We start from the raw sequence: 25,064 nt of genomic DNA on the forward strand, positions 1-25,064 counted from the left end.
AATTATTTTTTATCTTCCATGGACTTCTTAAGATTTACTGCAGCGTCTGCTGCGCTATTCATCGCGTCATTGACTGTGTTGCCGCTAAGGTCAGGTCCGTTGAAGCGATAGCGAAAACCAAAGAATAGTCCGATGATAAGCAGTGGAATAGTAATCCAAGGGATGAATATCAACAGCAAGGCGAAGGCAGTCACAGGAGCAGCAGCTTTACTTTCCTCACCCTTGAGCACTTCAAAGGAATTTGCATTGCCCTTGCGGATCATTTTCAAGCAAAATCGTCCGAATTTCTTCATGAGAGAAATAAAGTTTTGCCCACCATGGCAGTCTTTAGTGTGCTTTTCCCAGCATTTTTCTCTGTATGTCGCTGCACTTGCATCCGCAGTCTTTTGGCTATTGAAATAACCGCCTCCAGTTGGTGCATTTACCTTTCCCTGTTTCTCCAGATTGATAATGGCTTCAAGTAAATCCCCGTTAGACGCATCTAGGGCAGCCTTTGCCTCGTCGTAGCTTACATTCGCCATTGCCCGTAGTTTTTCCACTTGTTCTAAGGTTGTCATATAATTTCCTCCTTTAATCTCCTTGTTTTTTCCGCAAGTGAGTATGTAGGTATTCTAACCAAAAAAACTTCAAGGAGAATTTGAGAAAAATTAAAATAGGATTAAAAAAATTCTATCTCATAACCACTCGTTTTACAAGCTACAGGTCATCAAGAGCGCATTTCTTAATGGGGGGAAGTTCTGTTTGACTTCTCTATGGGTCAAACCCATCGCTCACAATTTTGTTGGTGCTGGGAGCTGTGGCTTTGGAGAGCAGATAATTTAACAACAGATATTTACTGCCATATAGACAGTTCTCTATGTGAGGGGTATAATACAGATATAGATATAGATATTTATCTATATCTATATCTGTATCTGTATCCCTGTACGCTAATCCCATAAAGTTTAGGAGTGATTCAATGAAGTATGGTTACGCGGAATATGTTTCACTATTTAAGGCAATATCCGATCAGACGCGCCTCAAAATAGTAGACTTACTTGCTTGCGGCGAAATGTGTGCCTGTCAGCTATTAGATAACTTTAAAATTACTCAGCCAACCTTGTCATATCATATGAGGATTTTATGTGAGAGCGGGATTGTTCTGGGAAGGCGTGAGGGGGCGTGGATGTATTATTGTATCAATGGTACCGTAATAGAAAACATCTCTGAATTTTTAGTTGAGATTAAATCTAAGCAAGACAGGTGTTTCAGCAAGTCTGATAAAAATACTAATTGCAAATGCAAGTCAATAATGAGGCAAAATCCTTAAAAGAGGTGTCGGTATGATAGAAATTTCCAGCAGAGAACTGAAAATCATTGAAACTTCAGCTGAATTGACCTTCGATGATATTGTGGGTACTTGGAAAGCCCGTTGGGGAATTGGCAGAATGACCTTTACAGTGGAACCCGGTCTGTATAGTTTGGGAAAACCCGATCGCAATTCTCCTGTCTTGGTCTCAGCGAATTATAAAATGAGCTTCGATAGCTTAAGAAAAGAATTGAATGGGGTAGATGCCTGGATTCTAGTGCTGGATACCAAGGGTATCAATGTATGGTGTGCCGCAGGGAAAGGAACCTTTGGGACCCCAGAGCTTCTAAATCGTATAGCTATAGTACAACTAGAGAAAGTTGTCTCGCATAGAACGGTTATAGTACCACAATTGGGCGCGCCTGGTATAAGTGCCCACGAGGTTGCCAAGTTTTCTGGTTTTAAAGTGGTTTATGGGCCAGTGAGGGCCAAGGATCTCAAAGAATTTATCAAGTTAGGAATGAAAGTGACTGCTGAAATGCGGACGGTCAGGTTCACGACCTATGATCGCCTGGTTTTGACTCCCGTGGAATTAGTTGGCACTTTCAAAAGTTCCTTAATGATTTTTGGAGTACTATTTTTGTTAAATCTCCTTGGTTTGGGGCCTTTCGGGTTGGTTGATTTTTACGCCTATATAGGCGCAGTCCTAGTAGGGTGTGTTTTAACCCCTGTCTTACTGCCATGGATTCCAGGCCGAGCTTTCGCGTGGAAAGGTTGGCTATTGGGATTTATTTGGGCAGTCGTCGTTAACCTACTTAATGGATGGAATGGATGGACCGCTGTTCCTCAGTATAGTATCTTGCGAGCTCTGGGGTATATTCTTATTCTTCCATCAATATCCGCCTTCTTAGCAATGAACTTCACTGGTTCGTCTACGTACACTTCCTTTTCAGGTGTCTTAAAAGAGATGAGAAAAGCTGTTCCAGCGATCATTATCTCGATCGTCTTGGGAATAGTTTTGATTTTGCTTAATAGCTTTATTAAACTCTAAGGAGTTGTTATTTATGAGGAATCAATATTTAAAAAATGTTTCTACCTTGAAACTAAAGTCCGATCAATGTACGGGCTGTGGCAGGTGTCTTGAGGTTTGTCCACATAATGTCTTTCTATTAAAAGACAAAAAATCGGTCATTGTTGATAAAGATCGCTGTATGGAATGCGGAGCATGCGTTAAAAACTGTCCGTTTAATGCCATAGAAGTTAAGCCCGGTGTTGGCTGTGCCTACGCTATCATTATGGGTTGGCTGACCGGAACGGAACCGAGCTGTGATTGTTCGCCTGACAGCGGAGACAGCTGTTGCTGATCTAACTTAAACATGGTACTACTACTCCACAACAAAGATTGATCACTTTCGTACACGGTCTTTGACCGAAATCATCACAGAACACCGAAATTTTCCTGCAAAATGGAAATTTCGGTGTATTAGTATGTGGTATTTGGAATAGTTTCGCCGACGTGGCCACAGGTAAAAAAAGAGCTAATAAGAACAAATTGGTATTGATATCCGTACAGAATTTGGCTATAATAAGAACGTAAGTTCGGGTAAAATACAAATACATGTACTGCGAGGCGATGAAATGATTGATGTATGTCTAGAATGTAATCGAAGAAGTTATTGTATAGACCCGTGTGAACAGTGGCTAATCCATCACGACAAATGCCCAGTGTGTCGGAACAAACTTATACATGCTGGTGGATGTACCGAGTGCATTACTGGAGATTGGGGGAAGTGTGGTTAGTGGCCCAAGGCTTTAAAATTTTGTCGTGATCATTAAATAGACTGTCTTAATGAATGTGGAGGTTGTAATTGTGCCAAATTTGACAACAATTTGTTATCTTTCCTCTCTATTGTTCTATGGAATGGGATATTCGAAAACGTTGGTCATCAAGAACGCAGTCGCAGAACATATAAATACTTATGACTATACTATTTATGTTTCTCTAGCAACGGGTTATTTTGTTTTAGCAATCTTCTGTGCTATAATCGGTTCTTTTTTCTTTTATGTTAAGAATAATAGAGATCAAGAAATTATTCATATCAAGAACCTGGAATTCAGAGTTAAAGCGGGTGGGGGATTGGTTAATAGAAGACGAGCGAGTATATCTGAGGTAAAGGCCCAGTTAAGACAGGCTGAGTATGGTTTGAATTTGGAGAGGAGGATGTCTTCCTAGCACCATCAGCTGGGTTGATGGTGAGACTTCCCGCAAGATCTGTGCTAGAGACAGTAAAGGCTAGCATACCGGCCTGGGTTATAGGAGTGGTCAGCCACATGATTCACTTGCCAGATCGTTATTTAAACGCTTTGGCTTTTTTTGTGTCATAGTTTATTCTGCTAGTTCAGAAGGAAGTCAAGGAGAAATGTGGAATATTAGATTAGTTAGTCCGTCTACGACTACAACCTAGACTTATTTGAAGATGCAGAGAGAATTTCGGAATGGGATTTGAAAGGTGAGATAATGGGGAAGAGAGAAGAGATTACGGTCATTTTAGCCTACATATCAGTTTGTATCATATGGGGGTCAACCTATCTGGCTATTAGAATTGGAGTAAGCGACTTTCCGCCGGAATTGTTTGCAGGTATTAGGTTCTTGATTGCAGGGGCTTTGGTCTTGTTATTTGCTTATTTTAAAGGGTACAAGTTTCCTGAGAATGTTACAGACTTTAAAAGGCAAGCAATCGTCGGTTTATTTCTATTGATGGGCGGCAACGGGCTCGTCGTCTGGGCGGAACAATGGGTTTATTCAGGGGCTACTTCATTGCTCATGGCTATTGTCCCACTGTTTAATGCGATTTTAGAACTGTTCCTGATCAATGGACCAAGGATAGGTTTGAAGGGATGGTTCGGGTTAATCTTAGGGTTTGGCGGGGTTGCGCTTTTAGTACTGAGTGGTTCTGAGGCTAGAATAATTGACGTTTCAGGTGGGGGTTTGCTAATGTTGGCGGCTTTTTTATGGTCGCTGGGCTCGGTCTATTCCAAGACCTTTAAAGCATCTGGAACTACGGTAGCTAATATTGGGATTCAGATGTTCGCCGGAGGAATTGGTTTGACACTTATCGGGCTGTTGCTTGGAGAGGCCAGCCAGATCCATTTGACTAGCAAAGGTCTAGGGGCAATGGCCTATTTGATTTTTTTTGGTTCCATCCTTGGTTACAGTTCGTATATTTATCTCCTACAGAAGTGGCCGGCGTCAAAAGCTGGAACTTATGCTTATATAAATCCGATTGTCGGAGTTTTCTTAGGTGCGGTTTTGCTTGGAGAGCCAGTTTCATCGAATATGTTCATATCCGCGATCATTATTTTAGGCGGAGTTTTTCTAGTTCAGTTGTCGAAAACAAGCAAAAAGGTTAAACCAGAGCCTTCAGAAAAGTTGGATTCTGAATTAAAGAGCATATAAGAAGCATTTGACAGGTTACTGCAAGGTATCGGATTAGGGGGAAAGTTCAATGAGGGCCGTGTGTATAGAGAGTTCTAGACTGGAAGCCGATAATATGGGATAAAAAGTGTCGGTAGAAATCCAAGTTTGTGAGCCAACTGATATGACGCAATATTTTCCAAGCGACATGCCCAAATAGGTTCCAAACCATGTTCTAGACAGTAATTTATAAGAGCTGAGCAAACGTATAATGCAAACCCTTTTCCTCTATACCTTGCTAAGGTCTCAATCCCAATTTCTAATTGGTTCTCAAACCGACATGACGAAAAAGCTGTAGAAGCTACTTCTCCATCATAGATCAGGCTATAGCCTATTCCTTTATTTTGGAATTGATCTTCAGAACATTTAATTTATGCCATTCCCAAAAGTGGCTATTATGTTGTAAAATCTTCAATAATCGTAAATAGTAAGAATAACGTAATCGATATGGTAACGACTGGTCCGCCGGATTACATTAATCCATACAAGGACTTTTATCATTGTATGGAAAAGGCTATTTCGCTATATGAGAAAAAGCTGTTTGAATATTCTTCACCGCAGGGTATGCCGGAATTAATTCATGGTTTAGTCAAACACTTGGCAAATTTTCAAGTCTTTACAAAACCACAGAATATTTTTATAACCAATGGCTCGCAGCAAGCTTTGTACATTCTCGCAGCGATCTCTTTTCCTAATGTCGGGACAAAAGTACTAGTCGAGCAACCCACATATTCTGTCATGCTTCAAGTCCTGAAATGTACCAAAATCCCAGTCGTCGGAATTAGAAGAACACATGAGGGTATTAACCTGAACGAGCTGGAATCAATATTTAAACAAGGAGATATTAAATTCTTTTATACTATGCCAAGATATCAAAACCCAACGGGATTCTGCTATGATTATACACAGAAAAAAGAAATAATCAGGCTTGCTAAACAGTATGAAGTCTATATTATAGAGGATGATTATTTGGCAGACTTGGAACTGGATACTAAGATAGACCCGATGTACTCAATGGGAGAACAAGAACGAATGATCTACATTCGGAGCTTTTCAAAAACACTGTTACCGGGATTGCGCCTGGGAATGGTTATCTTACCGAGAGAACTCCAGAATGAATTTATAACCTATAAGCGGAGCATCGATCTGAACTCCCCAATCCTAACCCAGGGTGCCTTGGAAATTTACCTGCAAAGTAGTATGTACAAGTTTCATGTGCAAAGAACAAAAAAGTACTATAAAGAAAAGATGGATGTTTTACGAGATGCATTCGAGCAGCACCTAGATGGAATAATAAAATGTTATATACCCACAACAGGGATCTATGCCTGCCTAGAGTTAAATAGCGGATCCGCCGATGTTCTTCTCAATCGATTGTCGAAAAATAATGTACTTTTAAGCAGTACAAACAGTTGCTATATCGATGGTTTTCCTCACTCAGACGGTTTACGGTTATGTTTTTGTAAAACGGATGATGAGGGCATTAGAAAAACTATTAAGCTTATAAACCAAGAAGTAAACTACTTGCGTAGAAAGAGTAAATAATCTTGTCCATGAAATTGACCGAACTTTTGAAGTAAGCATAATCGGTCGAGCGGGAAAACATTGTTGTAATACCATAAACATACAGGGGGTAAAATGATGAAGGATTTTCTAAGTTCCATCCATGAACGGGTTTTATTATATGATGGTTCTAAAGGTGTAATGCTTCAAAGGAGAGGTTTAAAGGGCAATGAAGCTTCAGAATTGTGGAATCTATCAAAACCAGATGAGGTTAAAAATCTCTATAATCTATACAAACAAGCAGGCTCGGATGTAATTCAGACCAATACATTTCCAGGCAATAGAGTTACATTAGAAAAGCATAGTTTAGGGGATAAGATTTACCAAATAAACTTCGAAGGGGTTAAATTAGCCAAAGAAGTTGCAGGTGATAACACTTATGTTGCCGCTTCAGTTGGCCCTACTGGTATGATTTTAGAACCTGCAGGGGATTTAAGTTTTGATAATGCCTATAATACGTTTAAGGAACAATTAAGGGCAATAGAAGATGCAGGTGCAGATATTGTTAATTTTGAAACGTTTACAGATTTAAATGAATTAAGGGCAGCTATATTGGCAGCTAAAGAGAATACAAAACTTCCTATTATTGCTTCAGTAACCTTTAATGAAAATAGTAGAACCCTATCTGGTAACTCAGCAGAGGTATGTGCGCTTGTGTGTCAATCATTAGGAGTGGCAGTAGTTGGTGCTAATTGTTCAGGCGGTCCTGATAGTTTAATTGAACCTATTAAAAAAATGTATTCGGTTGCCTCAATTCCTCTTTCAGTAAAAGCAAATGCCGGGATGCCTGCCTTAGTGAATGGAGAGGCAGTATATAACCAAAAACCAGAACAATTTAGTTCATATACAAAAGAATTTGTAGAGAATGGTGTAAGGCTGATTGGTGGATGTTGTGGAACGACCCCAGAATTTATCAGTGCTATAAAGAAAGAACTTAATGAAATTAAAGCTCCAGAGTTAAAACTAAGATCTAGTTCAACCATTACTTCTGCCTATAACTATTTTGATCTTGCTAAGAAGAAGGAATATTCAATTCAAGAGCTTTCGCTAACAGAAGAAAAGGCAGTAAATATGTTGAAGAACGGTGATTTTTATAACTTGTTCCGAGATTGTAAAACTACAGATATGGATTACCTTTTAATAGATTTTGGAAATAGCAAGGAACCTTTCGACGTAGCGGGATTCATTAGCACCCTTAGCTTCTCAATTAAAAAACCACTAATTATTAAAGCTGAGTCAACTGAAATTCTCTTCATGCTTTTAAGATATTATCCTGGAAGGCTCGGAGTAGTTTTATTAGATAATACGGAAACATCCCTTGCTCAATTAAAACACTACGGCGCTTTAATTCTTGACGAGGAAATGAAACCTATGACCAGCAGTTAACCACAATATGCTTCTCAAATTAAGAACCCTCTCGTTGCCGAATCAAAAAACGGCTTCGGGAGGGTCCTTAATCTGGTCGTATACAATACTAGAACTCATGTTCGTTTTCGATGATCATTATTTCTTTTGTCGGATCATCAGGATCCATATCTTCCGATGCATAAATAGAACTGGTCTTTTTCAAAGCACCTTTCCGAATCTCATGTACCAGTACTGTCAGGTTACTAACCAATCGTTTTCCTTTCCGAATTAAACCTTTACTGGTATTAACAGTTAGTTGGGTTTTGTCCTCGACATTTTGCCAAGCACTATGAGCCTTGTCTCCGATTTGGTGGGCCTGTACGGCTAGATCTTGGCGCAATTCCAGTCCGCTCTTTGGAGCAAGTAATAAGCCCATCGCTGCTCCTACAACACCTCCAAACATTGCCGCCTTAATTACCTTAGTACCATTTTTGCTCTTGATACTATTTCCCATGTCTTATCCACTCCTTTTAAATCATTGCGATTTTTTTGCTATGAAACAATCAATATGCCTCTATCCTGTCGACTATCCCCATTGTCTATAAGTTTATTTTTTATGTGCCAATACAATATACTCGACAATTGTTGGCAGTCCTCGGACACCATATTGAACTTAAATGTATGCGACTGTTTCGAGAGGGCCACCACTCACTATCGTGGTCATCTGTTTTCAGGCCTTATTTATTATATGCTCACCGCAGGAAAAACGCCTCCAGTGCTAGAGGTTGGAACTTTAAATTCCCTAAGAACATTAGATGCTCTTACCAATAAAGTCTCCTATCATTCTGAATTGACTTGCAACTGAATGTTCTGTATATTACATATATAAAGTTTAAGCTTCAAAAAGTATAGAATAATGAAGTTTAAGCTTTTTACTTTGTAAACCGCTATAGTAAGGAGGAATTAATTAGAAATGCGCCTACATAAGATTATCCTGCATCAATTGCAGATGCCTTTGAAGAAACCCTTCGAAACAAGTTTTGGTGTCCAGAATAACCGCGTCTTTCTGTTGGTGGAGGTGCATGGTAAAGATGCAGTTGGCTATGGGGAAGTCACTGTCATGGCTGCACCCTTTTACAACGAAGAAACTCCGCAGACTGCTCGACATATTATTAAGGACTTCCTTGCTCCACTGGTACTAAACAAAGAAATCGGGCACCCGAGGGAAGTAACTAATCTCTTTAAGCCTATTAGAAGAAACAATATGGCCAAGTCTGGGCTCGAAGGGGCAATTTGGGATCTCTGGGCTAAGGAACAGGGCCTATCTCTGAGTAAGGCCCTTGGCGGTGTCAAAGAAAAAATTGCCGTGGGGGTGAGCGTCGGAATTCAGCCGTCAATGTCCGATTTGGTTGAATTGGTCGGCAGATACCTTACGGACGGATACCGCAAGATCAAGGTGAAGATTAAACCAGGCCGAGATCTTGAAACCGTAAGAATCTTACGTGCGGAATTCGGGGATATTCCTTTGATGGTCGATGCCAATTCAGCTTATTCACTCGCAGATCTAGATGTTTTTAAAGAACTAGATCAGTATGGCTTAATGATGATCGAACAGCCCCTGTCCCATGATGATGTGATTGACCACCGCAAACTCCAAGCAGTGATAAAAACCCCGATCTGTCTTGATGAGAGCATTCATACGTTGGATGACGCCCGCCACGCCATTGAACTAGATAGCTGTAGAATCGTGAACATTAAGGTCGGTAGAGTAGGCGGCTTGCAGGAAGTTATCCGGATTCACAACTACTGCCAAGAGCAGAAAATTCCGGTATGGTGTGGCGGAATGCTGGAATCAGGTGTTGGACGGGCGCATAATCTAGCTCTCTCATCCTTGCCGAATTTCACCATACCTGGTGATACATCAGCATCTTCTCGTTATTGGGACACTGATATTATCGAGCCCGAAGTGATTATGTCGAAAGATGGGTACATTCAAGTCCCAAGCGAACCGGGTATCGGCTTCCGGGTCGTGGACTCCCTAGTTAAGCGATATTTGATAAATAGCGAAAGTATAATTTAACAGGAGATAACATGCAAAACATCACAGAACAGATACGCAAAAGCTATCAGGAATTAACAACCAGTCAAAAGACCGTGGCTAAATTCGTGATCGATCAACCGAAAACACTCGCTCTTCATTCTGCTCAGAAAATTGGTGCGCTGACTGAAACAAGCGAAACAACGGTCATTAGATTCTGTTATGCTCTTGGTTATTCTGGTTATAGTGCTCTACAAACAGAAATTAGAGTGTCGTTACTTAATTCCGACGAACGGGAAGGACCGCTCAAGAACTACCGTGACACTACTGGAGAACTAATTAGTGAGAATAATCTCATCCAACGCGTAATGGAGCAAGATGTTGCTTTCATTAAACAAACTCTTAGTTCGATTAATAATGAGCTCTTTACCAAAGCTGTTGATCTTATCTTACAGGCGAGAAAGATTGTTGTCGTAGGGTTTAGAACGTCATATGCCTTGGCCAACTGGACTTCTTTTACACTAAACCTTATTCGCGGTGACACTTCTCTCTATAGGGGCCCGATTGATGACGCCGACAGCATTATCATGGAAATGGATGAACATTGGCTGGTCATCGCCTTTTCTTTCCCACGTTATGCGGCTGAGACGATTTCTTTTGTACAGGCAGCGAAAACTAAAGGGGTTAAAGTTCTGGGGATTTCGGATGATGAGCTTTCCCCGATAGGGATTGAGGCCAATGTCTTACTGAAAGCCATTACTCCACAGCCATCTGCTTTGAATGGTATGGCCACAATTTTTTCTCTCCTTAAAGCCCTAACTACGGGGGTAGCAGCGGCTGATTGGCCAAAAGTTCAAGATCGAGTAAGGACCTACGACGGGCAATCTGGTTTTGAATTTCACATACCAACTACAGGTTCCTGAGTGTTTAATTAGATAAGGGGGACGGAAGTTGTGAAACATGAGATTAATTATAGAGTTTTAACCTCCGTAAGTGAAATCCAAGAGACCCTGACTATGCAGAAAAGAATTTGGAGCGACAGTGTCGCTGCCTCCCTCCCTGAGATGATGGCTACAAGCCATAACGGGGGTGTGGTCATCGGGGCGTTTATGGACAAGATCATGATTGGCTTTTGTTATGGCTTTCCTGGTTATAAAGGCACGGAGGCCTACCTTTGTTCTCATATGCTTGCAGTTGACCCGAATTACAGAAATCTTGGTTTAGGCAGAGAGCTAAAGTTAAAGCAAAGGGATTGGGCTATAAATTATGGCTACCAGAAAATGGTCTGGACCTACGACCCCTTGGAGGCTCGTAATGCCTACCTGAATCTTTGCAAACTGGGCGCTTATACAAAAACCTATCTCCCTAGCTATTATGGAGAGATGGAAGATCAGTTGAACCACGGTCTGCCCTCAGACCGCTTTCTGGTAGAGTGGGAGCTATTATCTGAACGAGTGACGAAGGCTATCGCCGGTTCCTCCTTGGAATCAACTCAATGGCAGAGTTATCCATTGCTTTCTCAATGGAGCCTCCTGGGAGAATACCCAAGACCAGGAGCTCTGAACGATATCCAAGCTGCTTCTGGCCTTCTTGTCCCAGTTCCAGGTTCTATCCAGGCGATCAAGGCCAATAACCCAGATCTGGCAAGAGAATGGCGACTCGCGGTTCGTAGTCAGATGATACTTATGTTTGCTAAGGGATATTCTGTGGTGGGATTATTGCGTCATGATGCCTCTATCAGCTATTACGTTTTAGAAAAGAATTAACCTGACGGCCATTTGTGCAGAGCAATTTCTAAGAACACGAGGGTCTGGGGATAATACATACAGAAATTGCCGAATAATTTTTTTAAAAGGAGACGGTTTTATGTCAGAACTTCTCCACATTCTCAAAGAACACCAAGGTGAGATGTTATCGTCTCTGGAACGACTTGTGAAAGCGGAGTCGCCTAGCAATTCTAGAGAATTGGTAAACAAGTCCGGTGAACTGGTTGAACATCTTTTTGCGCGGCATTTAGACATTCGCGCTGAGAAAATTCTTCAATCTCAAGTGGGTCACCACCTAAAGCTGACTTACGGTAAAGGGGTGGAACAGATTCTGGTTCTCGCCCACCTGGACACGGTTTGGGATGTAGGGCGTTTGCCCTTTCGGATTGAAGGAAACCGTGCCTATGGACCGGGTATTCTGGATATGAAGGGTGGAATTATTCAGTCTCTATGGGCTGTGAAGGCTTTAAGAGAATTAGGGGTGCGCTTAAATAAACGAATTGTCTTTCTCATCACCTCGGATGAAGAGATCGGAAGTCCTACTTCCAGAGCCTACATAGAAGCGGAGGCTCTAAAAAGTAAAGTTGTTTTAGTAGCAGAACCGGCTGAAGCTAAAACTGGGGCGCTAAAAACAGGGCGTAAAGGTGTTGGCATGTTCGTTGTGAAAGCACAGGGAATAGCAACCCATGCAGGAAACAATCATGCTCAAGGGGTAAACGCCATTGAGGAATTAGCACACCAGATTCTTAAATTACACAGATTAACGGATTACGAGAAAGGCACAACGCTGAACGTCGGAGTGATTAAAGGAGGTACACGCTCGAATGTAGTCGCCGCGGAAGCTGAGGCTGAAGTAGACGTTCGAGTAGCTACAGTGGCGGAAGGCAAACGCTTGGAACAAGCAATAATTGGCCTAGACCCAAAGTTAAAGGGTTCATCACTAGTTGTTACCGGTGAAATGAATAGGCCGCCCCTCGAACGAACCGCTGCAATTGGGGCGCTCTATGAGATTGCCCGCGATATCGCGGGTTCTCTTGGTTTTGAACTGGGGGAGGCTAGCGTCGGTGGAGGAAGCGACGGGAACTTCACCGCAGCGTTGGGTATCCCCACCCTAGACGGTTTGGGTTGCATTGGCGACGGAGCTCATGCGGAGAGTGAACATATTGAGATCGATAAATTAGCCGAGCGGGCTGCGCTCTTTGCTAATCTGCTGGTGAAAATAGACTAAGTATAGTGCACCATATCCCTTGTCAGAAAATAAGATTCGGGCCTTGTCAAGAATATCCGCTCTTGTTTGTTTTCCAGCGTATCTAAGCTCACTCATAAATCAAGCTCCTTATCATTTTATAAATAGAGCTGTTCTATCTAACTTAAATAATACGAAACTGTAGAATTTTACAAGCATTGTGGAATTTTGTATTTGTTTGGATATTTAATTTTTCAGGAGTTCCTTGACCAGAGTGGTACGGATCGGTTGGTTTGTAGCTGATGTCCCTCTTCCAACATTATTTCCCCCTTTATTCTTTGGTTAATTATGGTATATAATAGGGATGCAACCAGAGAGGAGTAGAGATATGCTAATTGAGTTAGTGAAGAAGAACGCAACAAAAACATCCAAAGGCATATTATCTAAAGCTTGGTATAAAATCGACGGAAAGTTATGCTTAGTAAAAGGTAATTCAGTAGACCCAAATGGGGTAATTGGGCATGAACCTTATTCTGAAGTCATGGCATCCAATATAGCGGAGGTTTTACATTATAACCACCTAACATATTTTTTGATGGATGCAAAGCTTTTTCCGGATGTAAAAGTTCACAAGTTGGAACATGTCTCTGTTTGTGAATACTACATTCCAAAGGACTTTAAAGTAGTTTCTTATTATAATTACATTATCGCTAAACTGGGGTTAGAGCCTGAAGATTATTTTGAAGCCTACAAGAAAATCCTGCCGGTTAAACCGTTATACGAAATGTTATTATTTGATGCTTTAATCGGAAATGAAGACAGGCATCTGAGTAATTTTGACATACTGCTAGGTCTTGATGGTACTGAGGCCTTAGCGCCCTTATACGATCATGGTGCTTCCTTGTTAGCTTGGCATGGAAGAAAAGAATTAGGATCGGCTGGGAAAGAAGGTAGATTTGACTCCGCTAAACCCTTTAGAACAACTCATAGTGTCCAAATCAAGCTAATTACAGAGCCATTACTCCCTCAGACTGATCTGGCGGTATTGTATAATAAACTGATTGAAAGTGTAGAGCCTGTCTTTGATTTTCTTCCGGATTACAGAGTAAAAGCAATAAAGGGTTACTTGCACTGGAGAATGAAGTATATTGAGAAGGTGATGATTTAAATGCTTCGTTTAATGATGGACAACCTGCAGATAGGGCATCAGGAAGGTGTCGAAGGTGACTATACTGTAGTATTAGAAGAGTGGGTTCCTGCAGTCTACGCACCCATGGAATTGTTCACAGGTAAAAGAGTTGTAAGTATGCTGGATTTCGTGGAGTGGATCAATGGTAGGGTATTCCCACCTGAAAGGATAGGGGCAAAGCAATTGTTGAAAGAACTCGGTTTAGACGAATACAGACCTTTTGCTATAGCCAAGGAAACAAAGGCCTGTTTGATGGAAGACCCTTACTGGGTTGCTTTTGCAGAAGGAGACAATTTTAGAGAGGATACTGTTCGAGGTGCAGCGGGATTTTCAGAGATGGCTATGATTACGAATAATAGTGAGAAAGAAGAATGGGGTCAGCCTTGAAATATCACTTTAAAATTAAACTAGCTTTCGGATAGTTTTCCTTAACCCATTCGGGGGAATTGAGTTCTGCTATTTTCTGGGGAAATTATGCGCCAGGAACGCATCGACGGTCCTTGTGATTTGGTGGTGGAAATTATGTCCCCGACAAATCGTCGGAAAGATCGCTTACGGAAGATGGAAATTTATCGCAAGGCAGGGATCCCTCACTACTGGATTGTGGATCCCGAGGAGAACACATTGGAAACTTTTAAGCTTAAAGATGGAAGTTATACCTTGGTATTTGCAGGGGGACCGGGCGACAAATTCACACATCCTGATTTCCCGGGGTTGGGCTTGGATCTGGACAGGGTATTTTATAGACCTGTAGCCGGGTGATTTTTCTCAGACTTATTACATTTAATTTATATATAATGAAATCAGATTTACCTGTGAGAGAGGGCTAATATCAATTTTCAGTCAAAATTAACAGGACTCTTTCTCTGTCGTAGGAAATGGGTTCTGTTTTTAGTTTAGACGGACGAGTTCACTGGGAGGCAAGTAGGATCAAGAGCAAATCGCCAGGGCAGAAGAATTGGGTCTTGGTGTTTCCAATCCGGAAAATATTGAGATGATAGTGGTTTTTTAATCACGTTATTAAAAAAGAAGGATCTCAAATCCCAAGGCTATTTCCATAGGGATTTGAGATCTTTTTTCACGGTAAAGAAAAATTTGAACCCATCTGCTATATTCATCACCCCATACTCACTGCCATGGAGATCTAGAATATCCTTGACTATGGAAAGTCCGAGCCCTGTACCGCCTAGATCCTTGTTCCTGGACTTTTCAATCCGGTAAAATTTACTCCAAATATTTTGCAGCTCGGCTTCAGGGATTTGATCGCCTGGATTCTCTATTTCTATGAGAACTCATAGCTGCTGATCAGAGAAATGGGAGTTTTTAATTCATGGGATACCCCCGCGATGAATTCGTTTCTCATGATTTCTAGTTGTTTTTCTTTCTCAATGTCTTCTTTTAACGTTTGATTGGCAGCTGTTAATTCCAATAAGGAAGAATTTAGCTTTTCAGAGAGGAAATTTAAGGTGGCGGACAGATTGCCTATTTCATCCTGGGACTTGACAGGGCACTTTGTGGAGAAATCAAGTTCGGACATTTTTAAGGCCGTTTTGTTAAGGGTGAGAAGCGGTTTGGCAATCATTTTCGAATAAATCAGAGATAAGATAATAATCAAGAAAAGAGCAATGGCGTAAAAATAAATATAAAACTGCCGGATGACCGTTGCAGCTTCTCCAATGGGTTGGAGCGATACTGCAGCGGATAAAACGCCAGCCACTTTATGGTCGACTAGAATAGGGGCAATCCCCACCAAGCTGTTTTGACCGTCAATTTTCACGTCGGAGTTATAAACCAGAATTTGTCCTTCGTCAACGACTTGGGATACGGCCTGGGGGTCTGAGGTCCACTGTTGCAAGCCGTTGATCAGTATCTTTCTACTACTATCCATATTGTAAGTAATTATATTATCGACCATATTGAACATGGCATCGGGGGGGAAGTCGACTTGTTGATGATTCTAAGTATGACTTGTTTTTTGTCCTCAAGAATACGGATGGTGTCACCCGATAGATTGACGATGGCGGTACTGGCATTGTTTTCGCTTTGAAAGCTGGCCAATAAATCGGAATCATCCGCGTTGTTTTTCATTAAATCGGTATAAGCAGCACTGAATACTTTGAAGTTGGCTTCGAAATCTTTGGCCTTTTTATCGAGATAAAATGTTTCAATAAACAAGGTTTGCAGGAGCATAGTTACACTGGTAAAGAGGATGAAGAACAGGGAGGTCACAATAAAAAGCTTAAAGGTAATACTTTTCTTGTTCATTTTGTCACCTCAAGTTTATACCCACTGCCCCTGACAGTTGAGATGAGATCATGCGGGGCTCGTCTTCTACAATTAAAACTGTTTTATTCATTCATTATCACCTTGAAGACTATTTTAGCATAAGCCAAAGGGAAAAAAACAGAAATCAACCTTTGCCACAAAACTGTCACATAAACTCCATGAAGTCGTCGCAAAAAGGCCATCTTAACTCCATGTGGCTGCCAAAAAACTTTAGTAATATTAAGCCATTGATCTGAAGCTGAAGTTTTCTGCAGCGCTTGCCTGATAGCCGCCATGTTTTTAGGCATCACGATGTTGCTGATGACAAAAATGCCTATCGCAATAGGAACCAGGGGAGTGCTCCTAGTATTCATCTCGGTATTTTTATGGAAAGGGGACACTGAAGATGGCTAATCTACGTTTAAAAAATCTCTATAAATCTACCCTGGTAACGTTACAGCCGTCAGGGATCTCTCTCTTGAAATAAAGGATAAAGAATTCTTAGTACTGGTAGGTCCTTCTGGCTGTGGAAAAACAACCACCTTAAGGATGATTGCCGGATTGGAGGTGATTTCAGCTGGTGAACTATATATCGAAGACAGGCTGGTTAATAATCTGGCTCCCAAGGATCGGGATATTGCCATGGTTTTTCAAAACTATGCCCTTTACCCCCATCTATCGGTCTATGACAATATGGCCTTTGGGCTTAAATTGAGAAAGTTACCCAAGGGTGAAATTAAGAAAAATGTGCTAGAAGCGGCCAGGGTCCTTGATCTTGAAGACCTGCTGGACCGCAAACCTAAGGAACTTTCCGGTGGACAGAGCCAAAGGGTGGCCCTGGGCCGAGCCATGGAGTGAGGATAAGGTCAATGGACAAAAGTCTACTTGCAGGCCATGAAAGAGGGGCTTCTTGAGACCTTTGTCAATGCCGATTGTGTTGTTTCGACTCCTACTTGTGGACCGTGCGTGGGAGGGCATATGGTATCCTTGCCGATGGTGAACGCTGCGTATCAACCACCAACCGTAATTTCGTCGGCCGCATGGGCCACATCTCTAGTGAGATTTACCTAGCTAGCCCGGCAGTAGCAGCGGCAACAGCTTTAGCTGGTCGGATCATTGGCCCAGGTGAACTTTAACATTCAGAATAGTTAAGTTAAAGCGACCTCCGGTTTCTGATTTCTGAATTCTGATTAAGGGAGAGATACTTATGATTGAAGGAAACGTATGGAAATTTGGCCGGGACATTGATACCGATGTGATTATTCCCGGTCGTTACTGCAATCTCACAGATCCTGTAGAATTGGTGAAGCATGTTATGGAAGATCTTGATCCCACGTTTGCCGTACGGTTTCGGTCAGGGGATGTGCTTGTAGCTGATGCAAATTTCGGCTGCGGGTCTTCCCGCGAAGTAGCTCCTTTTGTCTTAAAAGCCGCAGGCGTCGCCGCGGTAGTCGCACCCTATTATGCCCGTATCTTCTATCGAAATTGCATCAATATTGGCTTGCCAATTTTCGAAATTCCGGGTATCGCCCAGGAGTTTACCGAAGGACAACAGATTAGCATTGATCCGGCTACCGGTACTGTAACAAATGTTTCAACTGGCCAAATCTTCCAAGCTGTTCCTTTCCCGGAATTTATGGAAAAAATTATGGTAGCTGGCGGCTTGGTCAATTACGCCAGTGAACGTTTAGGGGGTATTGCCAATGGTTAATGAAGGCGGGAATCGGAATTACCGCATCGGCGTGGTCGGCGGGGATGGAGTCGGCCCAGAAGTCGTCGCCGAAGGAATTAAAGTACTGGAGGCAGTAGCAAGACACAACGGCTTCTCCTATGAACTAATCTACTACCCGTGGTGCACCGATTACTATTTGGAAACTGGGATTACCATGCCCGAATCAATCTTGGCAGAATACAAAACCCTGGATGCCATTTATCTAGGTGCCTTGGGGGATCCTCGTGTCGAGCCTGGTTTCATTGAGAAACCAATTATTGCGGGCATGCGCTGGGGACTAGACCTCTACGTAAATTTACGCCCGATCAAACTGATAGCGGAACAGTTCTGCCCGCTCAAAGGCAAAAAGCCGGAAGACATTGACATGGTCATCGTGCGAGAAAACACGGAAGACGCCTATACCGGGCTGGGCGGTATATTCAAGAAAGGCACTCCGGACGAAGTAGCGATTGCCGAGATGGTGTTTACCCGCAAAGGGTGCGAACGGGTGATTCGCTACGCTTTTGAACTGGCTCGCGAGCGCAACAAAAAGAAAAAAGTGACTTTGATTGATAAAGCTAACGCCATCCGGGCCATGGATTTATGGACCCGCACGTTCGAAGAGGTCGGTCAGGAATATCCGGACATCGAAAGGGAACACGCCTATATCGATGCAGCTTGTATGTGGATGATTAAGAACCCCGAATGGTTTGACGTCGCTGTAACCAGCAACCTGTTTGGCGATATAATCACGGATGTAGGAGCAATGATCCAAGGCGGCTTAGGTATTGCCGCTTCGGGTAATATTAACCCGGGCAAGGTTTCGATGTTCGAACCCATCCATGGTTCTGCTCCCAAATATAAGGGTAAAAACGTGGCCAACCCGATGGCAGCAATAGCCGCGATGGCCATGCTCCTCGATAATATTGGTGAAACCGCAGCTGCGAACGAGATTAACGATGCTATTCAAACAGTCCTAATAACGGGGAAAGTGCCCTCTTTGGGTGCCGATTCAGGTCTTTCCACCACTCAAGTAGGAGAAATCGTCAAACAAGCTCTAAACAAATAGGAGTATTCTTCTAGTTTATTTATGAACAAAGGACAAGGGGTCAGTACCTTGTCCTTTGTTCTATTTATCAAGCTCTTGGGACAAGTGGGACAAGGGTGGGACAAGGGGACAGGTACCTTGTCCCTGCTCCGCTTGCAAAAACGGGACAGTGTACCTGTCCCGTTGTCCCCGCGTTGTCCCCGTTGTCCCGCGCATACTTGGGCCTTCAAAGAGTTTTCTCTTGTACATATAATCTTCGGCTTTTTTTAGTAGTTCATGAACATCCTCGATCTCGTTCTGTTTTGTTTCATAGCCAAACGAAATGGATAATTCGATTGAGCCAACTTTCTCTTGGGCAGCTAAAGCATTAACTCGTTTGAGAATTTGCTCTGTTTCAGTAGCGTCCGTCTTAGGCAATAGGATAACGAATTCATCTCCTCCGAGTCGGGCAATAATATCATCTGCTCGGCAGCCTTTACGCAGCACTTCGGCAACATTTTTAAGAAGTTCATCCCCGATGGCATGGCCAAAGGAGTCATTAATCAACTTAAGCCCATTGACGTCTGCCATCACGAGCGTCAAGGGATAATTTCTTTTAACATCCAGTCGTTTTAACTCGTCTTCGAAAAATCGCCGGTTATAGAGACCGGTCAGTTGATCATGGAAGCTTAAATAAATGATTTTCTCTGCGGAACGCTTTCGATCCGTCACATCCTGAATCATGCCAATTAAACGAACTGCATTGCCTTCGTTATCGAACTCAGCTTTTGCAAATCCATGCACCCAGCGTTCTTCTCGATCAGAAAGACGGATGATTTTGAATTCATAATCAAAGCGGTTTTGGTCAAGCTGCATCTTAGAAAGAAAACTAAAAGTTTTGGCTCGCCAATCTGGATGAACAATCTCCAGCAAGGCATCCAGCGTGTTCGGATAGGTTGAATCAACTCCAAAAATCTCATGAACCTCTGGTGAAGACTGCCATTCGTTCGTTTGGAGATCTACAACATAGCTCCCTAAATGTGCCACTTTTTGAGACTCATGTAACAAAGTATTGTGTTGTTCCAAGACGGCATTGAGATCATCCAGCTGACTCGTGCGCATTTTTATCTTATTTTCAAGTTCCTCATTCAATTTCAGGATGTCTTCGTCAACCTTCTCACGCTTGACGATCTCCTCCTCAAGCAGCGCATTGCTTTCTTCAAGCTCACTATTTAGGTCCTCCAGTTGGGCTGTTCTTTCCAGGACTCGACCTTCGAGTTCGGCATTTTAATTCTCTGATTTCTTCTTCAACTTGTTTTATTGCGCTGAAGGCATTCCACAGCTCACCGGTTTTTTGTCTGACCATCCGCTGAAGCGTCCTATTCCAGATAAACAACACTAAGGCCACCAGAAAAGTTGCAGCCCCAATGATCACAATCACTCTGAATAAGGGATTTATATAGAAGGGTACACTCGTCAAGCCAAACCACTTTTTATCAATGGCCTGATATTCACTCTCGGAAATCTGCGCAAATCCATCGTTAATGGCAGGCATAAACCCCGAATGCCCTTTTTTAATAGCTCTAAAAAATTGGCTGGTGTATAAGGGTGAACTTGAATAATTGAATTGATCTTGGATACCCAGTTTGTACAGATAATCGTGATTCCTTGCAAATCACCCTGATTATTGCGAAAAGAATAAGGGGGATAGTTGTCATCCATAACCACGTTGATCGTTTTGATTACAGGGGGAGCAGCAGTGACGTGAGATGGATAAATTAGCAAAAATATTAATCCTAGGATCCAATAAATATAAAAATTTCGACGCGCAGTTTTTATGATGCATAACCTCCCGTACTACCCCAACATTGACCAAATGAGACTCTACTAGTTGCTAGCCTCGACTCTCTAGTTTAATTGCCTTTTCCTGTCTTTGGAAAACGACTCAAATCATTTTTTTCATAAGTGATCTTTTATATTCTCTGTAATTTAGAGAAATCCTGCAAACCGAGTTAAAATGCTTAATTGAGCATTCGAAGAAGTATAGCGTGAGTTAGATGAGGTGTTAGACTGAAATTCGTAACCGTGAAGTAAGCTGTACATAGAAATCGAGTTTTACTAGCTTAGTTATTGTCAATGATATATGAAAAAGGTATATTTAGATTAAGCTTACTAAGCATGCTAAGTCTTCAATGAGGAATGGACGCATCTGTATACGAAATTTACAAGGATCACGGGAGGGTACTGTGGAATTTAATTGTAATTGGAACCGGAAATACACCACTATCGCGATGTACAGCTTTATTGTCATTGCGTCTAGCATTCTGTTCTTTCTTGTCATGTCGGGACTGGACAACTTCACCCGAGTATTAGGGGGTTATTTTTCCGCGCTCGACCCCTTTATCTACGGGTTCGTCATCGCCTATCTCGTGAACTTCTTTTTAAACTTCTTCAAAGAGCAGTTGGGAAAGATTTCCTCGCTAAAAAAAATCAGAGAATCGCGATTCCATATACTGTCCCTTCTCCTGGCTTATCTGGCTTCCGGGTTTCTTGTGTATCTCTTCCTCGCCTTCATTTTCCCGCAGCTCTTCGCGAGCATCACCGGGCTTGTCCAGAACATCCCGGACTATGTCCGCTCCTCGACGGAATACATCAAAAAGCTATCGGACGATATTCTTCTTCTTCCACCGGAAGTCGTCGATTTTATGAATGTACGCTTGGACGAGTTGGTGGTCTTCATTAATAACATCGCACAGGACCTAGTCCCCATAGCGCTTTCCTTCCTTCGACACACCGCACTCTCCGTCTGGAACCTATTTCTCGGCATTATCATCTCTATCTACATGTTGGCAGAAAAAGAGCGGTTCATCAGTATGGCGAAGAAAGTCAACTATAGTGTCTTCAACGTGAAGCTTGCAGACAAAATCCTCGAGCTTTTAGGACGCACCCAAAGAATCTTCAGTAGGTTCCTGGGAGGAAAAATCCTAGACTCCTTAATTATCGGCTTATTAACGTTCATCATCCTCACCATAGTGGATATGCCCTACACGCTGCTGGTTACGTTTATCGTTACTGTAACTAACATCGTCCCGTTCTTCGGACCCTTCATCGGAGCCATTCCTTCGGTGATCATCATCTTCTTCGAATCGCCGATCATGGCCTTCTGGTTCCTTATCATCATCTTTTTCCTTCAGCAGTTGGACGGGAATGTCATCGGACCGAAAATCCTGGGAGATTCCCTGGGCATCTCTTCTTTCTGGATTCTCTTTGCCATCATTTTAGGCGGTAAGTTCTTTGGGTTTATCGGACTGATCATCGGTGTTCCGCTCTTTGTACTTATCTACTCCATCATCAAAGAGATCGTGGAAGTGCGCTTGAAAGCCAAAGGACTTCCGGTGGATACGAAAGATTATCTGCACAAATAGACGTAAGCTCAATCGGTTAAAAACATTCAAGATAAGGAGACCTATGGCACATAGAAGTATAAAATCTGGATTCCATCAATTGAGCGAACGACTTAATCGATTTCCTCAAGGGGCTCCGCCTTCTGAATATTTATTTAAGATTCTTAGTGTCTTAATGAATGAAAAGGAAGCGAGGGTTATGTCGGCGTTACCCATAAAACCCTTCACAATCCAGACAGCCAGCTCAGCTTTAAAAAAGAGTCAAGAAGATACTGAAAAGATACTTACCGAACTTGCTTCTCGGGCCTTATTGATTGATATTGAGAGTACTGAAGGCGAGAGAACCTTTCTTTTACCACCGCCTATGGCTGGTTTCTTTGAATTTTCCCTGATGCGTATCAGAGAAGACCTTGATCAGACCTTACTTTCTGAGCTATTTTACCAATACTTAAATGTTGAAGAGGATTTTGTCCGAGATTTATTTGTGACTGAAACAAAGCTGGGAAGAATCTTTGTCAATGAACAAGCCTTAAGCTCAGTGAATAATTTACATATCCTAGATTACGAACGAACGAGCGAAATTATCCAAAAAGCCACTCACATAGGAATCGGTTTGTGTTATTGTAGGCACAAAATGAGCCATTTAGGTAAAGCTTGTGCTGCCCCCTTAGAGATATGCATGACCTTTGGGACTACCGCTGCAAGCCTCATAAAGTATGGCCATGCCAGGGAAGTTGGCGTTTCGGAATGCATGAGTTTACTTGAAAAGGCATACGACCACAATCTGGTTCAAATAGGGGAAAACGAACAAGAAGGGTTACCCTTTATTTGTAATTGTTGTGGTTGCTGTTGCGAAGGTCTGCTGGCCATCAAGAAATTCGGAACTTTAAATGCCATAAATACAACTAATTTTCTCCCTGAGATTAGTGAAGATCATTGTAACGGCTGCGGAAGGTGTGTCTTGGCCTGTCCGGTGGGAGCATTAAAGGTAGTTTCACAACCCGTCACAAATGATAAAGTAGTAAAGAAGGTAACGCTGGATGAAGAGGGATGCTTAGGGTGCGGTGTTTGTGTCAGAGCCTGTAATCATAGCTCAATAAAACTTAAGCACAGGAATAAACGGGTTATTACTCCGGTAAATTCCGTGCATCGAATCGTGTTGTTGAGTATCGAAAGAGGGACACTCCAGAATCTAATTTTTGATAACCAGGCTCATTATAGTCACCGGGCTATGGCAGCGATCTTGGGGGGTATTTTAAAAATGCCTCCTATCAAACAAATCATGGCACGTGAACAGATGAAATCAAAGTATCTTGCAGCTTTAGTTAGAAATTATAAGTGATCAATTAAAGCCTTAATTTCTTGATACTGAGCTTCAGGAACTCCTTTTTGAAAAGGTGTTAAGATGCTGTCGAGTGGCACTAACATATTTAAGAGGGGTTTTTAGAATGAGCGCGTAAAAACACGAAGTATTTGGATTCGGGAAATGTATCAAGAACGCCAAGAAAAGGCCCTCAAGAAAAAGGTTCAGAAAGAAAAGGCCTCAGAATAATGCAACCGGTAATATATAGAAAATTATGCTACGATATAATATAATATAATATAATAGAATTTGACTTGGAAGGAAAGAAGGTATGCAAAATAGCTACTTTTAATAGAATCGAAAAGCTTTTACGCGAGTTAAATTCATATAGACCGCTTACAGAGGGTGAGCTATTAAGATTAAGTGAGGAATTTTTAATCAATTTTACTTATAATTCTAATGCTATAGAGGGCAATACCCTTACTTTGCAGGAAACCGCCTTAATCATCAAAGAGGGAATAACGATAGATAAAAAGCCACTTAAAGACCATTTAGAGGCAGTAGGCAATAAGGAAGCATATCACTATGTTGAGGAATTAGTACAGCAAAAAGTTCAGCTATCCGAAAAGGTTATTAAAGACATTCACAGCCTAGTTCTGATGGACAACCGTGAGGATAGAGGAGTATACAGACGTGTACCTGTAAGTATTATGGGAGCTGTTCATACGCCACCACAGCCTTATCTTTTGCCTGCTCGAATGGAACAGCTTATTTTAAAATACCAGGAAATGTCCTTTCCTCATATAGTTGAACGGGTTTCACAATTTCATCTAGAATTTGAAGACATACACCCATTTATTGACGGTAACGGCAGAACCGGACGCTTGCTTTTAAATCTTGAATTGATGAAGGAAGGCTATCCTCCCATTAACATTAAATTTAGTGATCGTAAAAGATACTATGATTGCTTCACAAGTTATCACACAAACCGGGAAGATCCGTCAAAGATGGTTTCTCTAGTTGGAGAATACCTTGAGGAAGAGCTATTAAACTATGTAAAGATCGTCAGAAACGCTAATCAAATCTCAAAACGGTAATAGTAGGGATATGAAAGAGGATAAAAGAATTAGACTCACGGCATTGGCCGAGACACCTAGGACCTGAACACCTTTCAAAAGGCGTCGATAAAGGTCTTAACGGAGTTTTTTCGTTGTTTTATAATAAAAAAAGGGTTTATCTAAACAAAAGAGGAGGAGTATGATATCGAATTCTATGCTAAACCCGATGTCAGTGGAATAATTGAGCGTACTTTTGGTGGATAGCATCAGATTTTGCTCTAGGAGAGATCACATAACTACTTTGAAGAGATACATAGTTTACGCAGTTGCCACTGGGATAACTGGGAAGGCGTACATTCTAGTCTATAAGTCAGGAAACCTGCCTATAAAAGTATTGGAAAAAGGACAAAGGTAAAGTTCTAGCTTATTTAAGCTGGAACTTTT

The 25,064-nt window shown here is 41.9% G+C and carries 28 protein-coding genes and 2 pseudogenes; 21 read left to right on the forward strand and 9 right to left on the reverse strand.

Going from position 1 to position 25,064, the window contains the following annotated elements; translation table 11 throughout:
- Positions 1–2: 2 nt before the first annotated feature.
- A complete protein-coding gene (locus ACYQ3Q_RS17495; protein WP_459929801.1) occupies positions 3–557 on the reverse strand; it encodes a UBA domain-containing protein in 555 nt (184 codons plus the stop codon).
- Positions 558–958: 401 nt separating this feature from the next.
- Here ACYQ3Q_RS17495 and ACYQ3Q_RS17500 point away from each other — a divergent pair, with 401 nt between their 5' ends.
- From ACYQ3Q_RS17500 to ACYQ3Q_RS17520, 5 genes are all read left to right on the forward strand, one after another.
- The gene (locus ACYQ3Q_RS17500; protein WP_459929802.1) at positions 959–1,309 is read left to right on the forward strand and encodes an ArsR/SmtB family transcription factor; all 351 of its coding nucleotides are present in this window, start codon (positions 959–961) and stop codon (positions 1,307–1,309) included.
- A 13-nt stretch (positions 1,310–1,322) separates the two neighbouring features.
- Complete coding sequence (gene hgcA / locus ACYQ3Q_RS17505) at positions 1,323–2,339, forward strand: mercury methylation corrinoid protein HgcA (RefSeq protein ID WP_459929803.1); 1,017 nt, start codon at positions 1,323–1,325, stop codon at positions 2,337–2,339.
- Positions 2,340–2,352: 13 nt separating this feature from the next.
- Positions 2,353–2,652, forward strand: coding sequence for a mercury methylation ferredoxin HgcB (hgcB, locus tag ACYQ3Q_RS17510; protein WP_459929804.1), 300 nt, complete (start codon positions 2,353–2,355; stop codon positions 2,650–2,652).
- Between the two features lie 506 nt (positions 2,653–3,158).
- Positions 3,159–3,521: a hypothetical protein gene (locus tag ACYQ3Q_RS17515; RefSeq protein ID WP_459929805.1), complete on the forward strand. Its 363-nt coding sequence runs from the start codon at positions 3,159–3,161 to the stop codon at positions 3,519–3,521.
- 270 nt (positions 3,522–3,791) lie between these two features.
- Positions 3,792–4,745: an EamA family transporter gene (locus ACYQ3Q_RS17520; protein WP_459929806.1), complete on the forward strand. Its 954-nt coding sequence runs from the start codon at positions 3,792–3,794 to the stop codon at positions 4,743–4,745.
- 74 nt (positions 4,746–4,819) lie between these two features.
- On the opposite strand, the gene ACYQ3Q_RS17525 is transcribed toward ACYQ3Q_RS17520, so the two are convergent.
- Entirely contained in the window at positions 4,820–5,134 is a 315-nt protein-coding gene (locus ACYQ3Q_RS17525) for a GNAT family N-acetyltransferase (protein WP_459929838.1), read from the reverse strand.
- 133 nt (positions 5,135–5,267) lie between these two features.
- On the opposite strand from ACYQ3Q_RS17525, the gene ACYQ3Q_RS17530 reads away from it, so the two are divergent.
- Both ACYQ3Q_RS17530 and ACYQ3Q_RS17535 read left to right on the forward strand, forming a co-directional pair.
- Positions 5,268–6,308, forward strand: coding sequence for an aminotransferase-like domain-containing protein (locus tag ACYQ3Q_RS17530; RefSeq protein ID WP_459929807.1), 1,041 nt, complete (start codon positions 5,268–5,270; stop codon positions 6,306–6,308).
- Positions 6,309–6,404: 96 nt separating this feature from the next.
- Positions 6,405–7,712 (forward strand): homocysteine S-methyltransferase family protein, encoded by a 1,308-nt coding sequence (locus ACYQ3Q_RS17535; RefSeq protein WP_459929808.1) that lies wholly within the window; start codon positions 6,405–6,407, stop codon positions 7,710–7,712.
- An 88-nt stretch (positions 7,713–7,800) separates the two neighbouring features.
- On the opposite strand, the gene ACYQ3Q_RS17540 is transcribed toward ACYQ3Q_RS17535, so the two are convergent.
- Complete coding sequence (locus tag ACYQ3Q_RS17540; RefSeq protein WP_459929809.1) at positions 7,801–8,187, reverse strand: YtxH domain-containing protein; 387 nt, start codon at positions 8,185–8,187, stop codon at positions 7,801–7,803.
- Positions 8,188–8,646: 459 nt separating this feature from the next.
- Here ACYQ3Q_RS17540 and menC point away from each other — a divergent pair, with 459 nt between their 5' ends.
- From menC to ACYQ3Q_RS17575, 7 genes are all read left to right on the forward strand, one after another.
- Complete coding sequence (gene menC / locus ACYQ3Q_RS17545; RefSeq protein WP_459929810.1) at positions 8,647–9,753, forward strand: o-succinylbenzoate synthase; 1,107 nt, start codon at positions 8,647–8,649, stop codon at positions 9,751–9,753.
- A gap of 11 nt (positions 9,754–9,764) precedes the next feature.
- The gene (locus tag ACYQ3Q_RS17550) at positions 9,765–10,634 is read left to right on the forward strand and encodes a MurR/RpiR family transcriptional regulator (RefSeq protein ID WP_459929811.1); all 870 of its coding nucleotides are present in this window, start codon (positions 9,765–9,767) and stop codon (positions 10,632–10,634) included.
- Between the two features lie 30 nt (positions 10,635–10,664).
- Entirely contained in the window at positions 10,665–11,477 is an 813-nt protein-coding gene (locus ACYQ3Q_RS17555; RefSeq protein ID WP_459929812.1) for a GNAT family N-acetyltransferase, read from the forward strand.
- Positions 11,478–11,577: 100 nt separating this feature from the next.
- Complete coding sequence (locus ACYQ3Q_RS17560) at positions 11,578–12,705, forward strand: M20 family metallopeptidase (RefSeq protein ID WP_459929813.1); 1,128 nt, start codon at positions 11,578–11,580, stop codon at positions 12,703–12,705.
- Between the two features lie 346 nt (positions 12,706–13,051).
- On the forward strand, positions 13,052–13,831 hold the full coding sequence (locus ACYQ3Q_RS17565) for a protein kinase family protein (protein ID WP_459929814.1): 780 nt from the start codon (positions 13,052–13,054) through the stop codon (positions 13,829–13,831).
- Between the two features lie 12 nt (positions 13,832–13,843).
- The gene (locus ACYQ3Q_RS17570; protein WP_459929815.1) at positions 13,844–14,239 is read left to right on the forward strand and encodes a hypothetical protein; all 396 of its coding nucleotides are present in this window, start codon (positions 13,844–13,846) and stop codon (positions 14,237–14,239) included.
- 87 nt (positions 14,240–14,326) lie between these two features.
- Positions 14,327–14,614: a Uma2 family endonuclease gene (locus ACYQ3Q_RS17575; RefSeq protein WP_459929816.1), complete on the forward strand. Its 288-nt coding sequence runs from the start codon at positions 14,327–14,329 to the stop codon at positions 14,612–14,614.
- A 287-nt stretch (positions 14,615–14,901) separates the two neighbouring features.
- On the opposite strand, the gene ACYQ3Q_RS17580 is transcribed toward ACYQ3Q_RS17575, so the two are convergent.
- The 4 genes from ACYQ3Q_RS17580 to ACYQ3Q_RS17595 all read right to left on the reverse strand — a co-directional run bounded on the left by ACYQ3Q_RS17580 (position 14,902) and on the right by ACYQ3Q_RS17595 (position 16,491).
- Complete coding sequence (locus tag ACYQ3Q_RS17580; protein ID WP_459929839.1) at positions 14,902–15,138, reverse strand: ATP-binding protein; 237 nt, start codon at positions 15,136–15,138, stop codon at positions 14,902–14,904.
- Positions 15,135–15,767: a HAMP domain-containing protein gene (locus ACYQ3Q_RS17585; RefSeq protein ID WP_459929817.1), complete on the reverse strand. Its 633-nt coding sequence runs from the start codon at positions 15,765–15,767 to the stop codon at positions 15,135–15,137. Before ACYQ3Q_RS17585 ends, ACYQ3Q_RS17580 begins: the two co-directional genes overlap by 4 nt.
- Complete coding sequence (locus ACYQ3Q_RS17590) at positions 15,752–16,117, reverse strand: hypothetical protein (RefSeq protein ID WP_459929818.1); 366 nt, start codon at positions 16,115–16,117, stop codon at positions 15,752–15,754. Before ACYQ3Q_RS17590 ends, ACYQ3Q_RS17585 begins: the two co-directional genes overlap by 16 nt.
- Before the next feature lie 83 nt (positions 16,118–16,200).
- Positions 16,201–16,491 (reverse strand): hypothetical protein, encoded by a 291-nt coding sequence (locus ACYQ3Q_RS17595; protein WP_459929819.1) that lies wholly within the window; start codon positions 16,489–16,491, stop codon positions 16,201–16,203.
- 32 nt (positions 16,492–16,523) lie between these two features.
- Here ACYQ3Q_RS17595 and ACYQ3Q_RS17600 point away from each other — a divergent pair.
- The 4 genes and pseudogenes from ACYQ3Q_RS17600 to ACYQ3Q_RS17615 all read left to right on the forward strand — a co-directional run.
- Positions 16,524–16,969: pseudogene (locus ACYQ3Q_RS17600) on the forward strand (ABC transporter ATP-binding protein); the annotation flags it as partial.
- Between the two features lie 24 nt (positions 16,970–16,993).
- Positions 16,994–17,253, forward strand: a pseudogene (locus ACYQ3Q_RS17605) (aconitase family protein); the annotation flags it as partial.
- A gap of 71 nt (positions 17,254–17,324) precedes the next feature.
- A complete protein-coding gene (locus tag ACYQ3Q_RS17610) occupies positions 17,325–17,828 on the forward strand; it encodes a LeuD/DmdB family oxidoreductase small subunit (RefSeq protein ID WP_459929820.1) in 504 nt (167 codons plus the stop codon).
- Positions 17,821–18,897: a 3-isopropylmalate dehydrogenase gene (locus ACYQ3Q_RS17615; protein ID WP_459929821.1), complete on the forward strand. Its 1,077-nt coding sequence runs from the start codon at positions 17,821–17,823 to the stop codon at positions 18,895–18,897. The genes ACYQ3Q_RS17610 and ACYQ3Q_RS17615 overlap by 8 nt, the downstream gene beginning before the upstream one ends.
- 60 nt (positions 18,898–18,957) lie before the next feature.
- Here the strand turns inward: ACYQ3Q_RS17615 and ACYQ3Q_RS17620 are convergent, their stop codons facing one another.
- Together ACYQ3Q_RS17620 and ACYQ3Q_RS17625 are read right to left on the reverse strand one after the other, a co-directional pair.
- Positions 18,958–20,007, reverse strand: a complete 1,050-nt coding sequence (locus ACYQ3Q_RS17620; protein WP_459929822.1) for a GGDEF domain-containing protein — start codon at positions 20,005–20,007, stop codon at positions 18,958–18,960.
- 76 nt (positions 20,008–20,083) lie between these two features.
- Positions 20,084–20,410, reverse strand: coding sequence for a hypothetical protein (locus ACYQ3Q_RS17625; RefSeq protein ID WP_459929823.1), 327 nt, complete (start codon positions 20,408–20,410; stop codon positions 20,084–20,086).
- Positions 20,411–21,101: 691 nt separating this feature from the next.
- Between ACYQ3Q_RS17625 and ACYQ3Q_RS17630 the strand changes: the two genes are divergently transcribed.
- From ACYQ3Q_RS17630 to ACYQ3Q_RS17640, 3 genes are all read left to right on the forward strand, one after another.
- Positions 21,102–22,280 carry an AI-2E family transporter gene (locus tag ACYQ3Q_RS17630; protein ID WP_459929824.1) on the forward strand — a complete coding sequence of 393 codons (1,179 nt, stop codon included), beginning with the start codon at positions 21,102–21,104 and terminating at the stop codon, positions 22,278–22,280.
- Positions 22,281–22,323: 43 nt separating this feature from the next.
- Positions 22,324–23,601, forward strand: coding sequence for a 4Fe-4S dicluster domain-containing protein (locus ACYQ3Q_RS17635; RefSeq protein ID WP_459929825.1), 1,278 nt, complete (start codon positions 22,324–22,326; stop codon positions 23,599–23,601).
- Between the two features lie 275 nt (positions 23,602–23,876).
- Positions 23,877–24,659, forward strand: coding sequence for a Fic family protein (locus ACYQ3Q_RS17640; protein ID WP_459929826.1), 783 nt, complete (start codon positions 23,877–23,879; stop codon positions 24,657–24,659).
- Positions 24,660–25,064 lie beyond the last annotated feature (405 nt).

It is taken from the genome of Desulfosporosinus burensis (genome assembly GCF_054657535.1).

Coding starts and splice junctions, on each gene's coding strand:
- ACYQ3Q_RS17590 (WP_459929818.1), bottom strand. CDS start 16,117: ATGAACAAGAAAAGTATTACCTTTAAGCTTTTTATTGTGACCTCCCTG.
- menC (WP_459929810.1), top strand. CDS start 8,647: ATGCGCCTACATAAGATTATCCTGCATCAATTGCAGATGCCTTTGAAG.
- ACYQ3Q_RS17570 (WP_459929815.1), top strand. CDS start 13,844: ATGATGGACAACCTGCAGATAGGGCATCAGGAAGGTGTCGAAGGTGAC.
- ACYQ3Q_RS17585 (WP_459929817.1), bottom strand. CDS start 15,767: ATGGTCGATAATATAATTACTTACAATATGGATAGTAGTAGAAAGATA.
- ACYQ3Q_RS17625 (WP_459929823.1), bottom strand. CDS start 20,410: ATGCCTGCCATTAACGATGGATTTGCGCAGATTTCCGAGAGTGAATAT.
- ACYQ3Q_RS17595 (WP_459929819.1), bottom strand. CDS start 16,491: ATGAATACTAGGAGCACTCCCCTGGTTCCTATTGCGATAGGCATTTTT.
- ACYQ3Q_RS17530 (WP_459929807.1), top strand. CDS start 5,268: ATGGAAAAGGCTATTTCGCTATATGAGAAAAAGCTGTTTGAATATTCT.
- hgcB (WP_459929804.1), top strand. CDS start 2,353: ATGAGGAATCAATATTTAAAAAATGTTTCTACCTTGAAACTAAAGTCC.
- ACYQ3Q_RS17535 (WP_459929808.1), top strand. CDS start 6,405: ATGAAGGATTTTCTAAGTTCCATCCATGAACGGGTTTTATTATATGAT.
- ACYQ3Q_RS17495 (WP_459929801.1), bottom strand. CDS start 557: ATGACAACCTTAGAACAAGTGGAAAAACTACGGGCAATGGCGAATGTA.
- ACYQ3Q_RS17565 (WP_459929814.1), top strand. CDS start 13,052: ATGCTAATTGAGTTAGTGAAGAAGAACGCAACAAAAACATCCAAAGGC.
- ACYQ3Q_RS17635 (WP_459929825.1), top strand. CDS start 22,324: ATGGCACATAGAAGTATAAAATCTGGATTCCATCAATTGAGCGAACGA.
- ACYQ3Q_RS17550 (WP_459929811.1), top strand. CDS start 9,765: ATGCAAAACATCACAGAACAGATACGCAAAAGCTATCAGGAATTAACA.
- ACYQ3Q_RS17540 (WP_459929809.1), bottom strand. CDS start 8,187: ATGGGAAATAGTATCAAGAGCAAAAATGGTACTAAGGTAATTAAGGCG.
- ACYQ3Q_RS17610 (WP_459929820.1), top strand. CDS start 17,325: ATGATTGAAGGAAACGTATGGAAATTTGGCCGGGACATTGATACCGAT.
- ACYQ3Q_RS17500 (WP_459929802.1), top strand. CDS start 959: ATGAAGTATGGTTACGCGGAATATGTTTCACTATTTAAGGCAATATCC.
- ACYQ3Q_RS17575 (WP_459929816.1), top strand. CDS start 14,327: ATGCGCCAGGAACGCATCGACGGTCCTTGTGATTTGGTGGTGGAAATT.
- hgcA (WP_459929803.1), top strand. CDS start 1,323: ATGATAGAAATTTCCAGCAGAGAACTGAAAATCATTGAAACTTCAGCT.
- ACYQ3Q_RS17615 (WP_459929821.1), top strand. CDS start 17,821: ATGGTTAATGAAGGCGGGAATCGGAATTACCGCATCGGCGTGGTCGGC.
- ACYQ3Q_RS17560 (WP_459929813.1), top strand. CDS start 11,578: ATGTCAGAACTTCTCCACATTCTCAAAGAACACCAAGGTGAGATGTTA.